The 16,216-nt window shown below is 55.8% G+C and carries 11 protein-coding genes; 5 read left to right on the top strand and 6 right to left on the bottom strand.

All coding sequences use genetic code 11. The features are described 5' to 3' along the window. Positions 1-399: 399 nt before the first annotated feature. Positions 400-654, top strand: a complete 255-nt coding sequence (locus IEY38_RS17140) for a hypothetical protein (RefSeq protein WP_229775363.1) — start codon at positions 400-402, stop codon at positions 652-654. 122 nt (positions 655-776) lie between these two features. On the opposite strand, the gene IEY38_RS17135 is transcribed toward IEY38_RS17140, so the two are convergent. The 4 genes from IEY38_RS17135 to IEY38_RS17120 all read right to left on the bottom strand — a co-directional run bounded on the left by IEY38_RS17135 (position 777) and on the right by IEY38_RS17120 (position 7,768). After that, on the bottom strand, positions 777-1,967 hold the full coding sequence (locus tag IEY38_RS17135) for a glycosyltransferase family 87 protein (RefSeq protein ID WP_188979768.1): 1,191 nt from the start codon (positions 1,965-1,967) through the stop codon (positions 777-779). Between the two features lie 908 nt (positions 1,968-2,875). Continuing rightward, complete coding sequence (locus IEY38_RS17130) at positions 2,876-3,304, bottom strand: hypothetical protein (RefSeq protein ID WP_188979766.1); 429 nt, start codon at positions 3,302-3,304, stop codon at positions 2,876-2,878. Positions 3,305-3,644: 340 nt separating this feature from the next. Then, positions 3,645-5,480 carry an IucA/IucC family protein gene (locus IEY38_RS17125; protein ID WP_229775362.1) on the bottom strand — a complete coding sequence of 612 codons (1,836 nt, stop codon included), beginning with the start codon at positions 5,478-5,480 and terminating at the stop codon, positions 3,645-3,647. A gap of 200 nt (positions 5,481-5,680) precedes the next feature. Further along, positions 5,681-7,768 (bottom strand): IucA/IucC family protein, encoded by a 2,088-nt coding sequence (locus tag IEY38_RS17120; RefSeq protein ID WP_229775361.1) that lies wholly within the window; start codon positions 7,766-7,768, stop codon positions 5,681-5,683. 89 nt (positions 7,769-7,857) lie between these two features. On the opposite strand from IEY38_RS17120, the gene IEY38_RS17115 reads away from it, so the two are divergent. Together IEY38_RS17115 and IEY38_RS17110 are read left to right on the top strand one after the other, a co-directional pair. Next, positions 7,858-9,048, top strand: a complete 1,191-nt coding sequence (locus IEY38_RS17115; protein ID WP_188979764.1) for an MFS transporter — start codon at positions 7,858-7,860, stop codon at positions 9,046-9,048. 58 nt (positions 9,049-9,106) lie between these two features. Beyond that, complete coding sequence (locus IEY38_RS17110; RefSeq protein ID WP_188979762.1) at positions 9,107-10,207, top strand: ABC transporter substrate-binding protein; 1,101 nt, start codon at positions 9,107-9,109, stop codon at positions 10,205-10,207. Between the two features lie 858 nt (positions 10,208-11,065). Here IEY38_RS17110 and IEY38_RS17105 read toward each other — a convergent pair. Further along, the gene (locus tag IEY38_RS17105; protein WP_446685133.1) at positions 11,066-12,226 is read right to left on the bottom strand and encodes a universal stress protein; all 1,161 of its coding nucleotides are present in this window, start codon (positions 12,224-12,226) and stop codon (positions 11,066-11,068) included. Positions 12,227-12,611: 385 nt separating this feature from the next. Here IEY38_RS17105 and IEY38_RS17100 point away from each other — a divergent pair, with 385 nt between their 5' ends. Both IEY38_RS17100 and IEY38_RS17095 read left to right on the top strand, forming a co-directional pair. Beyond that, positions 12,612-15,023 carry an amino acid permease gene (locus IEY38_RS17100; RefSeq protein ID WP_326838521.1) on the top strand — a complete coding sequence of 804 codons (2,412 nt, stop codon included), beginning with the start codon at positions 12,612-12,614 and terminating at the stop codon, positions 15,021-15,023. A gap of 60 nt (positions 15,024-15,083) precedes the next feature. Then, on the top strand, positions 15,084-15,761 hold the full coding sequence (locus IEY38_RS17095; protein ID WP_188979758.1) for a halocyanin domain-containing protein: 678 nt from the start codon (positions 15,084-15,086) through the stop codon (positions 15,759-15,761). Between the two features lies 1 nt (position 15,762). On the opposite strand, the gene IEY38_RS17090 is transcribed toward IEY38_RS17095, so the two are convergent. Then, positions 15,763-16,116: a hypothetical protein gene (locus IEY38_RS17090; protein ID WP_188979756.1), complete on the bottom strand. Its 354-nt coding sequence runs from the start codon at positions 16,114-16,116 to the stop codon at positions 15,763-15,765. Between the last annotated feature and the right edge of the window lie 100 nt (positions 16,117-16,216).

The following is a 16,216-nucleotide window of genomic DNA, read 5'->3' as shown; positions in this document are numbered from 1 at the left end:
GCAGGATCAACCGGAATGTGCTGATATACATCAGCGGCGGAAGTGGTTGCACTCCGTCGGAAGCTAACACACTGGTTCCTACACCAATGTTAACTACTGCATGGGTCCGTGGGCTCACATCAGATTCCATCTTGACGGCGGACCGCAGGGGTGGAATCCTCATACACGAACACGGAGCCTCGATGGCCTCGCGTTCTAAGCGAGTGACCCAACCCACCACGAGGGTGGCGTTGGGGTGCCGTTCCGGGAACGCTGCCCGGCGCGACCTTCGCATTACATCCGATGGGCGGGGAGTATATAAATGGACGGTCTTGGACCCGCCGTGTTCAAGCACCACATAGGACATATGTCGTACATACTAGAACACGAGTTTCTATTGTACCACAAGAGTCAAAATAAATGGAACAATGCGGATATCACTATCGCGGCTGGGACGACGAAGAGAACCTCCTCGTCAGGGACCTCCATTTTTCCTCATGGTGGGACGGCCACGACACCTCGGAATACGAGCATCTAACCATCGAACTTGAATATCTCCGGCGGACACGGAACGAACCCGACCCAGCTCCGGAATATATCGAGGACTGCCGGCAGTCAGTCCAGAAACAGATCGACCGCTTCGACGGGGTTGCTGTTGACGATACTGCGTTCTAACGACGACTGTTCCACGTCGCGACGCTACTCAGTGCCATCGACCAAGAGCAGGCTCTGGAAAGACCGTCCCGACGTGTCCCCACCTGCTGAATCGATAGAAACGATGCTGGAAACTGTGCTATCTACTTTTCAGGATGTTGTGCGTAGACCTGCCAAATGCCAGCTATGAGAACAGCAGCGGTTCCCAACAGGACGGGCGTGCATAGCGTATAGAAGGTTCGAAGGCTAACGACCAGCGTTTCAGTACCCCAGACAGGTAAGTTGAGCATGCGAACTAGCATAGTCGCATCATGGAGTTTCAACGTGAGTTGCATGAAAATCACACCCCCGGTGAAGATCCTACCGGGCCATCCTGAGAGAAGATATAATAGCGGTATTAGTGGATAAAAAACGAGAGAAAAATACATAGTATACGAGGGGATCACTAGCAAAATTCCACACAGCGTCAAGAGGAGCGCAACGAGCCGTTGAATACGACCGTCACTATGTAGATATACGTAGGCCACTACTGGGGCGACTAGTATCAATGAGAGCCCTGCCAGAGCCGTTCCACTTATGTCGGTGAAAATAACCGAAAGGGGGCGCTGAAGTGTGACGTATAGACTTGACGATGAGAGGCCACCCGAAACAGCGTTCGCAGTCCCTCGTGGGAGAAGTTCTTCAACAAAATAGCTCTGCGTACGGGTTAAACCAAAAAGTACGGCACCAGCGGCAAGCGCTCCGGTTCCAGTGAATATAGCAACCAAACTGGCACACCACTTCCGTCGCCAGACTATCCAGAATCCGATGGCAGCAGGGAAAACCTTTGGAAGTGCTGCTAATCCAAGCGCAACACCAGCGCGTTGTTGCCGATCCTGTTCCAGCCATATTAGTCCGATTCCCAGCGCCAATGCGATATGGTGGTTAATATTACCAGTTACCAACGAGGGCGCGCTAATTGGACTGATTATAATAAACCCACAAATCAGGACACGATCATAATTCGACAGCCGCAGCCCGTATGATTCAGTTGCCCTTGCGATGGCGAGTCCAAGTAAGATGCTGACCAGAATTGTTCCGGCAACATGGATAGCAAAACCGGTAACAGGTGAAACCAAGAGATACAGTGAGAACGGGACCAACAGTATGATCGGGTATCGGTACGTGAGATTTGGGACGCCGACAGGGGAACGACCGTAGATAACCTTCCCTGAATGTAGATCCACAGCGGCGGCCCGATAGATTTCAAAGTCAGTTCCAAACTGATCGGGAGTGATAGTAAGCCGATATACAAAATATGCAATCCCGAGGATGATCCCGAGTCCGAGTGCCAAACGTGCTCGGGCGAATGACGTTGTTGAGTCCTTTATTTGCAAGATACAGGTAGTGGACACAGTTCTGATATGTGTTTTCTGTTCTACACATTAGGGGAGGCTACTCTGGGTATCAGTCCTCGCACTGAATGATATCGCCGTCTTTTTTACAGAGTTGTAGCCAACATTGAGGTCTCACTCCATCCAGACACATTTTACTGAATTAGCTGAACAATATGCATAATCTATCTCACAGTTGGGTCACGCGAAGAGCTATCTGAAAACAGGATTTCAACAGAGCGAGTCGTATCTGAACGAAGACCGACACACCGGTGGTACATTTTTATTATCGCACCGACCGTCTGATATTGATATCTGGGGCAACTCGAACACTGTCGCTAACCCAAATGGGTGACGAGAACCACACCACATCCATCTGACTTTCAGCGTCACACCCGTTGTGAACTGGGGAATCGCTGTGGTCGCTCCGTTCGTGTCACGACTACTCACTACACTCCTGGAAACAGGAGGTCGTTCCCAGTTCCTGCAGCTGGCAGACAGCGGCGTCGGTAGCGGCAGGACACGTGCCACCGCGTCCAACAGCGTTGGTTCAGTGCCGATTCACGTCTCGCCGGCCGATAGTTCAAGACGCTGGGTCGTCTCGGCGGCCAGGTCAGCCAGTACCGCTGTCGACGGCGCTGGCTGGGTTGACGTACTACTTCGATTGGGTACTGAACAGCCAGATCGACTGGCAGAGTTGGTGTTAGAGGAACGGAAGTGATGTCACCGCAACTTGGGCTCAGTCGGGTCCAATGTTATAAAACGGGTTGAGCACGAGTGCCGAGCTCGGCGTCGACTGTTCGGCACGTTTTACTCCGTTTGAGCCAATAGATACTCGACTTGAATGTATGATACTCAAGTCAACCAACTTATACAAGCTCCCCATACACAATTACATTGACATTGTATGTTTCATTTTCATATTCAATGAACCATCCAGCAGAGAAATCAGGTTTGCTGGGCGAATGATACCCATGTTTGGAAAGTGTCTGGCGCGTTCGGTTATATTGTTGTTCCGTTAGATTTTGTCTATACTCGGTCGAATTTCCGATATTGTGTACCCCTTCACAAATGATCTGGGATTCAATTCGGTCATGATTAATGACCGCCACACTCTCAGGAACTGTTTCTGGAACGGTGATGTGTAGGTATCCCATAGGGTCGCCATCTGGAGAACTTGTTGCCAGCACTTCAGTCGATGTGGTTACATCAGAAGTTTGCTGGTCTACATTTAGCATATCAACACAACCTGCTATTGCAAGCAAACCAACCAGAACAAGAATTAGAATTTGTCTCACAGAAGTCAATAGCTATCGACAAGTGTAATTTTTTGGATTGTAATCCAGCCCTACACAGCCTGCATTGAATCTTCTAACTGTATTAATAAAAATAGCTTCACTTCAAGGATGAGATCGTAGACGTGTGAGAGCAAATTTTTGGGTATCTCATGTTCACACAGCTCGACTATCACATTGGAGCATCCTGAACACTTTTGCTGGCGATTAGCCCCCAAGCCGGTGCATGTGATGACAAGCATTTGGTCACGGCTGGTGATGGCGGTTCGACGTTGCCTAAGTTGACCACTACTGGCAGCCTATGTTCCGATATCGAGGGTTTGGCGGCTGACACCAATCTAAACTACTCCGATGAGCGCGACAATGGATTCGGAACCGATTCATGGACATAGCTGTGGGACTTATCCGTGAGACGCATTCGAGTCAGACACTTGTATTCCCACGTCGACTCGAACAGGACTTCTGCCGCATCATCAACCCAGGTCGACGGAATACCATCATAACGCAGATTCTCAAGCGTTTCACCGACAACGGCAGAGACGATCTCCCAGCAGCGTGGCTCCGAGATGGTACCTTGCCGGACAAGGAAACGGATGACTTCCGCGAGGTGGTTCTGAAAGAGCGCATAGGTCAGTTTATCGTAGGCCGGTTTCATCTCATCCGAGACTGTTACTGATCCCGGGTATAGGCTGATGCTGTGAGACGCCGCAGCGAGACGATCCCGACAGATTCGGAGGCCACCATAATCACGGATAAACACTTCATCGGGGAAGCCATCATCGAAGGCGATAATACAGTTCTGGAGGTGTGCTTCCAATCCGATACCATAGGCCACCAGCAATCGAAGCGCATCTGGAACGATCGTTTCAGCATATCTTCGAAGGAAGGACGCCGTCATGTCAGGCCCGCCGTCTGGAGCTAGGACATCGATTAGCGGCCGGTCTTCAAGCGGACCACGGGCCAGCAGCGCTGCTCCCGTCACCGGAAGTTTCCCACCATCGACATACTTGAGAGGATTGTGACGCACCAGCGCCGAGAGGTGTTTGGCCCGGTCGTGGCTCTGGCCATCAGTATGTGGACCGCCGGGGTCGTGGAAGCACGCCCCGGCGGTTTCAGGCAGTCCACGGAGCGATTTGAACTGACCATCATCTAACACCCTATCGAGAACGTCAGTGATCCGTGGACCGTTGTGAACTGTCTGTGGCGTAATTGTCCGAATGGAAGACGTCGTCTGGATACCAAGCGAGAGCTTCAGATGGGGAGGTGTAGAGCGTTTGGTTCCCTGTGGAACGAGCGTCCGAAGTGAGACGGTCGCCGCTGCAGGCAGAGCGCAATCTGGGATAGCAACTATCACATCACGGTCGAGCTCGCGACCGTACCGTTCCGGGAGTTCGTGGCGGTATTGCCAGGGGTGGACCGGGAGAACTGTCATCGATTCGGGGTCGTGCCCAGCATCTGTTACCGCGTCAGCGACAGCATCACGAAGACCTGGGACTAACTCGTAGAGCCGTTCTGAAAGCGTGAGGCCGCCCTCAGTAGTTGCACCGCTTGAGTATTCGTTTGTGACTGCTACGAACCTGATCTCAGGAACACCATCGTATTCTGAAGCGTACGAAACGACTTCCGACGAGCAAAATCCTCGTCGAAGTTTCGCCCCCGGATGGAGTGGATGGCCCTCGGTTATCAAGCGTTCCGAGCGCAAAAGGGGATCAGTTGCTGCACGCAAGAACGCAGTATCGGAATCCCAATCAGCGTCAGAGGCCTGCTGGCGGACCGACAATTCACGTTGGTTTCGTTGTGTGTACGACAATGCGAGGTTGGCCGCACTGTCGGCGAACTCCTTGGCCAGTCGCTCGACGTCATCATGGGTTGCGCCATTAAGTCGGCCCGCCGTCCACAATGTCTGCAGCACGGTCTTGGGCCGCATGAGCCGACGTGTTGTGTCCACGTCACATCGAACCACGTCACCTACTGGATCGGGCCGGCGGTACGCCCGCATCGCCTCGATAGGTACTGCGAGGGTTGTGTCTATCGACGGGAGCGGCAGTACAAGTGCGCGCTCGGCGGTGGGTGGGAGTGGTCGGAGTCGGTCGGCAACCGTTGGGGCCGACAAACCGGGTGGGACGACAGTTGACTGGTCAGGCTCGGACAGAGGGAACGTCGTTGCCTCTTCTGCCAAACCACCTATGTTCTCACGAACCACCCCAGCGAGTAGGCGGTGTAGTATCGCCCGCCGCGCGGGTCGGATCGCCGCACTGTAGCTGTCGAACAGACATCTCCCATCACCCTGTGCAAGTAGCGGAACGGCATTCGCGAGACGACGTTCAGCTTCAGATAGATTGAGGCGTCTGCCGTCGGCAGGATCGAATACCGACATTCTCACTCCCCCCACATCCCTGAACGACCACGGGCTGCAAGGGGGTTAGAGACAGTTGTTCGGCTGTAGTCGTGGACAGCGTCTCGGAGTCGCATCGCCGTCAGCGCCTTGTGGACCATCCGATCATCAAACAGCGACGAGCGGTCGGTAGACACACGCCCATCCGGCACTGTATCACTGCTTGCAAGCGCGTCGAACGTCTCTTCACAGCGCTGCCTGACCAAGTCCCAACAATCTGTGGCCGTAATTGGTTCAGTCACAGTGAGCCGTCCAATCAGTTCACCGATGTGGTTCTGGAACAGCGCGTACCAGAGCTTCTCACGAGCCGTGCCTGCGTCGGTGGTGATCACATCGGATTCAGGATACGGTGATAGGTCAGCTCCGCCGAAACGACCTTCGTGGATACGAATGCCGCCGAAGTCACCGACGAGTGCACCCGTCGGCTGACCCTCATCAAACACTACGTACGTATTCTGGAGGTGGGCCTCAAGCGCGATTCCGTGATCAACGAGGAGCGAGAGAGGACCGGGAATGACCGCATCGAGATACGCCGCAAGGAACGACTCAACGACAGTTGATCGATCAGTGGCCGACAGACGCTCCGCGAAAACGTCGATCGTGGCACTAAGTACTGACTGATACCCAGGGGGAGACCGTGACAGGAGACTTGCCGCCGTCACCGTATGCTGGCTCTCCTTGACAATAGGATGAGTTGCGGGATGCTGACGAGCGAGCGCTGAAAGGTGGCGAGCATCGTCGTAGTCCGATCCCTCGAGATGAGGCCCGTCTGGCGGATGATAGCAGGTCGCGGCCGGCTCAGCCAGTACGCCAAATCCCTCGACAGACAGGGATTCACATATTGTAGCCAATCTCCCGCTCAACTGTGGTCCGTTCGTCACAGCATGCGGCGACAGGGTCCGGACTGCGTTGGTCATCTGGACACCGATGGCGAGCTTGAGATGTGACGGCCGGTCGGTTGTTGTCGCCTCTGGCGACGGAACGACTGTCCGGAGAGATAGCAACGGGATTGCGGGGACCGTATACGATGGAACTGGGACGACAGTCCCCACCGCCCGCTCTTCGGTGTAACGCTCAGGCAAGACGTGCCGGAACTGCCACGGGTGGATGGGCACGACGGGGTATTCTGTGACAGATTGCCCTGACGGGAGGGCCGTCTCAACGGCGCTCCGAAGCCCGGGGAAAGTCGCATAGAGACGATCAGTCAGCGACTGTCCATTGCAGTACTGCTCCAAGGCACGGTCACAGTGGATCGCTGCGAACCGCAATGGAATCGAGTCAGCGAATTCCGGAGCAAACGAAAACGTCTCGATCGGTGACATCCCGTGCCTGATCTTCGCTCCAGGATGGAGGGGGTGTCCCCCAGTAACTAATCCGTCAAATGATGCGGAGGCGTCCGTCTTCTGTAAATCACTCGACTCGGTCGGTGTTGGTGCTGTCGACCGATCTGACCACTGGACCCGCCGAGCCAGCTGCGCAAGCGCAAGGTTCGCCACGCTTTCCCCGAGCTCCTTCCGGAACCGTTCGGGCGCGCTGGGGTCATCGAATACCTGTTCGCGTTCAAGAAAGCCCACGAGTGATTCCGGTGACCCGATTGGCTCCGTCGCCTCTATTTGACAGTTTATAGCCGGTGAGACGAACGCGTATCGCTCAAAGGCCCGAATCTCAGCGACTGGTACTGCGATAACAGCCTCCGAGGCAGGAAATGGGAGGAGGAGAGTACTATCTGCGCTTTCGATATCGGGAAGTCGGGCTTTAAGAGAGGCACTATCGAGTGATGCGAGTGGATCGTTGCTGTTATCCGGTAACTCCAGATCTGTCGCGTCGACGACGTGCGGGTCCGGAAGTGGATCTGGGCGGTCGCGAGCGAGTCCCCCAACCAATCGGGCAAGTATTCCCCACCGTGCAGCGGTGACCGCACGTCGATATGCCTCATCCGGTGGCGAGGCCAAATCGTGGCGGCGTGCGTATCGGAATGCGCTCGCGAGCCCCGTTCGCTCGTGGTCGGTCAATTCTCCGTGTCCCACCGGAGGCTGCTCCTCGACTGCTCCACCGCTCAACAATCGTGTCATCAGAGCAGACTTCTAGGCCAACCTAAAATAAGAGTTTTCATTTTTAGGCATACCTAATATAATAACACTCAGTAGACAAGAGATTAGGTATGCCGCTACTCACCCGTCGACCTAGCCCTGCGTTTGCGGCGCTGTCAGCAACATCAGTTATTCGTGCTTATGGATACGCGCTAACAGCAACCTATCTGTCGTTCTACGCGGCAGCATTCGATGCGACTGGACTCTGGATCGGGATGTTCACCACGGGTTTCGCGGTCTCACAAACCGTGACAACGGTAGCACTGGGGGCGTGGGTGAGCGGCGACGAAATAAAACGCCTGCTTGTAGGGGCCGCATGTGCGAGTGTGGCAACTTACCTCGGGTTCGTATTTGTTACCGATGAACTGACGTTGATCGCGGCACGGGTTGCTCAAGGCGCTACGATCAGCGTGCTGTTCGTGCTTGGGACTGCTGCGGTCTCAGGCCGGGCCGTAGCAGACAACCGTGGCCGACAGGTAGGTGTGTTCAACCAAGTCGGTGCACTCGCCGGTGGCCTCGGTACTGCAAGTGCGGGGGCGATTTACGAGATAGCAGGGTTTGCCCCCGGTTATCTTCTACTCGCTGGAATGAGTCTGGTCAGCGCCTGGGCGTTGACTAGAACCGACCTCGGCGTCGATGACTTCGATCCCGCTGGAGGCCCCGCTGCCTACCGACGACTCATTGGCCACCCTGCGATACACGGAGTCGCTGCTTTTCGCGTCGGTTTCAGCTTCGCCAAGACTGCCGTCAGAGTATATCTCCCTATTTACGCCTACCTTGCAGTGTCGGTATCACCGTTGTCGGTCGGTATCATCCTCACCGCTCCCAGGGTAGCACGGACTATCTGCCAAGGATATGCCGGCGCACTGGCCGACCGGGCCGGCCGGCGACCACTACTCGGTGCCGCTGCGCTCAGTTATGCCACCGCCGCATTACTCATTCCGTTCGCCCAGTCAGTCACAGCCCTCACTGCCTGTGCATTTCTGTTCGGACTCGCCGATGCCTGTCGGGTGCCTGCAAGCGTCGCCTTATTCACCGAGGCAGGGACGGCCTCTCGGGCTGTTACCTCCCTGTCGCTACGGAGTCTCCTCTGGAAGCCCGGCTCCGTTCTAGCACCAATCATAGCAGGGACCCTCCACGATATTGTCTCGGTGAATGCCGTCTTCTATGCGATCGCTGCCGTGGTTGTCGGGACTGCCGTTGTTACGGCCTCGCTTGATGCCAGCCATGCACCGAAGGAGGCCATCTCTGGTTCAGATTGATGTTAATCAAACGTACATTCCAATAGACTGTTATACTTTTAGGCTAGCCTAAAGTACGATGCGGAGACGAACCTATATCACGAGTGGTATCGTTTCAGCGACCGGACTGTTGGCGGGCTGTAGCAACGGAAGCGGTGAAAGTGAGTCAGTAACCGAAAGTAGCAGCTCTTACACTGTTTCGATGGAGCCAATGGGACCCGTGACCTTCGAGGGGCCACCCGAAGATTGGGTAGCACTGCTACCGAGTTACGCTGACATGGGGATGGCCCTCGACGCGGGCCAGACACTTGGAATACAGTTGCCGTACCGGTATGCCACCGAGTATTACGAGGAGCTCCCCGGTGTCGAGTACGATCCAGATGCGGTGACGACCCTCTATCAGGACGGCGTGGATAAAGAGTTGTTCTACGAGATGGATGCCGACGTCCACTTCATGGAACCAAACCAACTTCTCAACTGGTACGACTGGAACGACCGAGACATCCAAGAGGTCAAAGAGAACATCGGGCCCTTCTTCGGGAACTTCATCCGGCGGCGTAGCGACGACTGGCACGACTACCCGTACTACTCACTGTACGAGGCCTTCGAGAAGATTGCACAGGTCTTCGGCCGCGAGCAGCGCTACCAGCAGTTCGCATCGTTCCATGAAGAGTTCCTGACGGACCTTCGGGAACAACTGCCCGAAACGACACCGGAGGCCGCACTAATCTACCCCGCAGACGAAACGCCGAAGACGTTCTACCCCTACCAGCTGTACGACGGTGGTGTCGGAAAGAAACACTGGCGCGATCTGCGGCTCCGGGACGCTTTCGAAGGGACCGACGTAGGACACTACTCCGGCAACACGAGCCTCAAAGTGGATTTCGAGACGCTGCTGGATATCGACCCGGATGTCCTGCTGGTCCGTGGGCAGGTGGAAAAGGATCAGTCGACGTTCGAGGAGTCCATCGTAGAGCCGATGCGGAACAACCCTGTCGCCAGCGAACTGACCGCCGTCCAGAACGACGCGGTCTACCGCGGCGGATACCTCGATCAGGGACCGATCATCAACCTCTTCCAGACCGAAGTCGCGGCCCAGCGGATCTACTCTGACGTGTTCTCCGATGAAACGCTGTTCGACCGGCAAAGGGTCGCGGATATCATCAACGGCGATGGCTAACTGACTGAAAGGGCCGTCCGATATGGAACCGACCATCGACGGCTTCGTCCATGTCCGGTACTACGGAGATGGGAGCGTACGGGCAACAGTTTAGCTGGGCCACCGTTTCGACTCGGCAACCCCGACGCCGTCTTTCTATTTCTGGAGAATAGTGGTAGAAATAATGTAAGTTACCAAGTTTTGATATTTGATCGGAGAGTCGCTCAGAACAGATTTGAGTATGAGGAAGAGTGCAAATTTTCTGATCGTAAAGGGCCTGCTCGCCGCAACAGCGAGTACGGTCTCCTTGGACTAGAGTATCTGCTCAGGAGATAAGACCGTTCTCGTCACGAACGCGACGAGGATATATAATCACAGATGTGGAGATTAAGATTAATTTTTCCGCCCTTTATAGCACTATTTTCCCCCTAGATGGTGGTGTATTCGTAAGTTGGTGGCTAGAATTCTCGAAGCAGACTAAGATAGTCTAATTCTAGCAATCGATTCGAGTATCCCTGTAGAGAAGGCGCCACCGACAAACGACTGGGCGGGGTGGCCGACGGTGATTGTCCCGAGACCGACGAGTTCGAACGCGAAGCGGATAGATTGCCCTGCTCGGCACGCGCAGGGCGTAGATCAAATCACTGCTTGCCGATATAAGATACGTCCGAGCGTCCTGAGCCTGTTTACGCTTCTCACTTCAAGAATCATTATACCGCTCATCGAGTAACAATCACTAAGTGGTTGTCATTCTAATTTACCAATGCGGCAACTCGATACGCCGCTGACCGCGAGAGCGGTTCTAAACGACGGGAGTCGTACAGCTCGTGTCCTTTGGTAGTACGGTTCTCGTCCGCTCTTTCCTTTCACGGCGGACAATCAACTCTGGTGGACGACAGCCAGGTCACAGTCGAGGTCACGGAGCGACTCGTGTGTCGGCTCTGAGAGCAAGCGCGAAAACGTACTCCGATCAGTGCTCGCTCCGAGTACGACAAGGTCATAATTGGTAGCGTTGCGTTCGAGAAAGTGCTCAACAGAGTCGTGCGCGACCCGCGTTTCGACGGGCCTGTCGAATGGCTGTTCAAGGTTTTCAAGCATTATCTCGGCATTTCTTCGACTAGCACGTTTTTCGATACAAGTACAGACGCTAATGGTTCCATACGTCGGACAGAGTCGCTGGGTGAACTCGAGCATCGCGTTCGCAACCGGACCTGCAGCCCGCACCATGACGAGAACGTGACGCCACTCAGTCATCCCAGTAGCCGATCGGAATGCGATTACATCGGTCGGTCCACCCAGAATCTGTCTCACGTATTTCGTCGGTCGCGCTTCGTTGACTTCGTACGGTGCCACGACTAGATCGCAGTTCTCATCGGCTGCAGTCCGGAGAACGGTTTCACCGGGCCCGTCGGATTCGACGGCTACGACGAACTCACAGGAGATGTCGACGGCCGACGTGAGCGACTCCTGTATCCGTTCAAGTCTGGATAATGACTGTTCCGTGATCATATCCTCCGCGAGTCGGTCTCTTTTCTCGGTCGGTTCCGTCTCGGACTCGCTAGTTGCGAGGTCTGCTTCGAGTTGGTCGATCGTTTCGGTCGTGACGGAATCCATGAGGACGACCTTCCCCGCATCATGCGCCGCGGCTATTTGGCCGGCGAAAAGTGCTAGCGAGGTGGCGTTCTCACCTCCAATCGGGACGAGAATCTGATCGTTACCGCTGGTCGATTGGAAGAGATACTGTGCCCGCTCCCGGTAGAACTCTCGGCGCCAGAAGATGAACAGGCCAGCAATGATCGCGCTTGCGACTGAGATACCAGCCACATACCTCAGTTGTTCGGACCCCGTTACGAGGACTAAAAGCGCTGAGGAATAGGCCGTCGGTACTTCGAGATCCAAAAGCCACGTAAGTGCTCCCGTGAGAAAGATTCCGAGTGCGGCTGCACCGGAGTGAACCTGAAACTGGGTCGGTGGCACTGTGTACCAGAACTGTGCAGTAAGTTCGAGCGCCAGCCAGCCACTCACTGCTCCGACAGTCATCCCACCGACAAACCGGCGAGCATCCGAGTATCGGCCATGAGGATCGGCAAACAATGTGTACGTCCCCGAAGCGAGCGGTGGGTATACTAGGAACGAAACCACCGGGGACATATTCGAGAGCCAGGTGACAGCCGCAATCAGTAGTGGGACAATAACAAGAACGCAAATATGCAACAGGTTCTCAGTATCCTCGAGCCAGCGGCGAAGCGCGCGAACCCGAGTTCGCTTGCGCCGGTGGAATTCCCGCTTTGCGTTCAGGATACGTCGTCGTAACGGCTGGGGCATCTCTCAGCGGAACTTCGAGAGTATCCAGTGTAGGTGTTTCGCCTCCATGGGGTGTTCCGAAGCGAAAGTTTAGTCATGTCTCTTGGTGAACGGGTAGAGGATGACAGATAGCACTGCCGGCACAGAAACATCAGTTTCGGCAGACTCGTCCGAAGAGGTAGAGACGGAACTGTCGAGAGACATGAGCCTGTTCGATATCACGTTCATCGGCGTGGGCGCGATGATCGGAGCAGGCGTGTTTGCCCTGACGGGCTTTGCCGCCGGATTGGCCGGCCCGGCGCTAACCGTCGCCTTCTTGCTCAACGGGTTTGTCGCGCTGTTTACCGCCGTATCGTACGCGGAGCTTGGAGCCGCGTTCCCAGAGGCTGGAGGTGGCTACCTCTGGGTCAAAGAGGCACTCGTCGATCCGAACGGCTTCTATGCCGGGTGGATGAGCTGGTTCGCCCACGCGGTGGCTTGTTCACTGTACGCCGTCACGTTTGGGGTCTTCCTGACGGAGTTCATCGTGTATGGTACCAGTCTCACCCACGAGTTCGTCCTCTTTGGCGTTCTCACATCGGGCCTATTAGAGAAAATACTGGCCGTTGGAATGGTGGCGCTGTTCGCGTTCATCAACTACCGCGGTGCCGAGGAGACCGGGAAGGCAGGCGTCGTCGTGACTGGGATCAAGGTCAGTATCCTAGCCGTGTTCGTCGCCTTCGGCATCCTTGCCACAATTAACACTCCACAATGGCCACAGAAGTTCGTCGGCAGTCCGGGGTTCGCACCGAACGGTGCCATCGGTATCATCGGTGCAATGGGCTTTACCTACATCGCCTTCGAGGGCTACGAGATTATTGTCCAGTCCGGAGAGGAGGTAGTCAACCCTGGCAAGAACGTCCCCAAGGCGGTGTTTTACTCGCTCGCCATCGTCGTCCCGATTTACATTCTCGTCGCCTTCGCAGCATTGGGTGGTATCGAAGTGGTCCCGGAGTTGGCCGAACGGGCTGAGGTCGCTGCCGACGCACCGACGTGGCAACTCCTCGGAAACCTCGGTGAACTCGGTATCATCGAGGCCGCCGGACAGTTCGTCCCGTTCGGTGTGCCGCTACTCCTTGTTGCTGGGCTGACAGCAACGATGAGCGCGCTCAATGCGACGGTCTACTCGTCGTCCAGAGTCTCGTTTGCAATGGGGCGGGACCGAGCACTCCCTGAAATGTTCTCACGGATACACGACGACAAGCGTACCCCACACATCGCTATTTTCCTCTCAGCGGTTCTCATCGCGGTCATGGCGGTCACACTGCCGATAGAGGCCGTCGCCGCGTCGGCGGACATCATGTTCATTCTCCTGTTCGTGCAGGTCAACTGGACAGTCATCAAGATGCGCAAGACCCATCCGGACCTGCCGCGCACGTACGAAGTTCCATATATGCCGTGGCCGCCGCTTATCGGCATCGTCCTGCAGTTCCTCCTGACGCCGTTCCTGCTGTCGGCGCTGGGACTGAAGATCGGTCTGGGTCCAGATTCACACGGCTTCATCGCACTGGTAACGACGGTGGTCTGGATGGGGCTTGGACTCGCAGTCTATTACGGTTACTCCCAGCGGAAAGAGCAAGAAAAACTCAAAGAGGAGACGCCGACCGTCGTTGCAGAACAAGCCCCTGCACCAGAACGAACGGCACAGGAGGAGCGGCTACTCGTCCCCATCGCCAATCCGGAGAGTGTCGACCAGCTGATGGAGACCGCGTTCGACGTTGCAGCCGACCGCAATGCGGAAATAGAAGTGATGAGCGTCGTCACAGTCCCACAGCAGACACCGCTCTCGGAGGGCCGTCAGTTCGTCTCGGAGGAACGTGCCGTACTTGAATCGGCGCTGGAGTTCGCAGAGAACGAGCGGCCCGATGTCCCGGTCAGTGGGACCATTCGAATCGGACACGAAGTCGCCCCAGCGATCCTGAACACCGTTGAGCAGAACGATGTCGACGTCGTGTTGATGGGATGGCGCGGCCAGGGCCGCCGGCGGGATGTCGCCTTGGGGAGCAACGTCGACCAAGTGGTTACCCAGGCGGGCTGTGACGTGCTTGTCCAGCGAATCGGAGACCAGCCAACCGTCGACGACATATTGGTCCCCACCGCAGGTGGGCCCCACGCGGAATTCGCCGCTGAGGTGGCCCGGGCAGTAGCACGAGGTAACGATGCCCGGGTAGAGATACTGACCGTGGCCGACTCCGGAGAGCCGGCCGAGGCCAGCGAGGGACTGCTCGAAATGACGGCCTCGATCCTGAACGACGTTGAAACGACCCGGAGGCGTATCGAGAGTGATGACGTCGCCGGCACCATCGTCGAGGCCACTGCCGACGTTGACATGACCGTCATCGGCGCATCGCGTGAGAGTATGCTCCAGCAATTAGTCGTCGGAGCCATTCCCGAAACCGTCGGGCGGCGCGCACAGAGTACGGTTATCATGGCCAAACGCAACCTCGGTATCACATCGTTCGTGACGCGGTGGCTCCGCGGGTACCGCCGGTAGCGAGCCGGGATATCTTTTTCCGTAGATTTATGCAGATGTGTACATGACGGTAGAACTGAGATGGACAGACGGCAGTTCGTCCAGACAGCCGGAGGTACAGCGACCGCTCTGAGCACGCTTAGCATGTCTGGAACCGCAGCCGCGCAGGAGGACGGTGGCGGTGAGGGCGGTGGGAGTGAAGCAACCACAGTGCCGGACTACGGCGGGTGGTTCGGTGACGTCGGAAACTTCAGTGACCCAACGAGTACCGTCGACGCGACAGGGCAGAAGTCGGCAACGGTCGAAGTCGGTGTGCAGGCAAACGGCGGCGCGTTCGGCTTCGGCCCGCCTGCGATTCACGTCGACACGGGCACGACAGTCAAGTTCAAGTGGACGGGCGAGGGTGGTGGCCACAACGTAGTCTCGGACGGCGACGGCCCGCTTGACTCAGGGTCACCAACGGGGAGTGCTGGCGTCAACTACGAATACACGTTCGAGGAGGCTGGTCTCTACAAGTACTACTGTGACCCGCACAAAGGCCTCGGTATGAAGGGCGCTGTGGTCGTGGGCGAAGAGTATCCAACAACAACTGTTGGTGGTGGTGGCCCCGTCGAAGTAGACCCCCATCAAGCGGGAGTCCCGTTACAACCACACTTCATTGGTTTCGGTGCAGGTTTCGCCGTGATCCTCTCACTGATATTCGCCTTCTTCCAGCTCAAGTACGCCGAGTCACCGCACACCAGCGGCGGCAACGACTAAGCTATTCGTTTGCAATATATGGGCCAATGAACGCCCAGTGAAAGTGTGTCTCGCCGTTCAGTTGTTTTTCTTGTGTAACTTCGTAAACATACGGCCCGTGTGGGCAGTCGGGACAATTATCCGCACACTGCTGGCGTTTCAGTACCGTGAACCGCTTGCCTTCACCTTTTATTTCGACGATCTCTTCACCCGGTAATGGCTCTATTTGCTCGGTCGGTTCATGATTATGCTGGAGTAGCTCCTGAGCATATATCACACTCTCCCGTAAGTCATGAACAGACGCATCTTGTAACACAGAAACAATGTTATCGGACAGATCAACTGGTGGTTTTGGATGAGTGTTCTCTTCCTCCATAGAGACGGAAACGCACTCGATGCTTCTATAACTCCCGGAACAGGAACATATTAACAGGGGCTTAGTGGTTGTTTTCTGAGCAGCGTTGATGTTATGCGCA

Source organism: Haloarcula sebkhae (assembly GCF_014647415.1).
Classification (GTDB): Archaea; Halobacteriota; Halobacteria; order Halobacteriales; family Haloarculaceae; genus Haloarcula; species Haloarcula sebkhae.
This window is presented reverse-complemented; position numbering and strand designations above follow the sequence as displayed.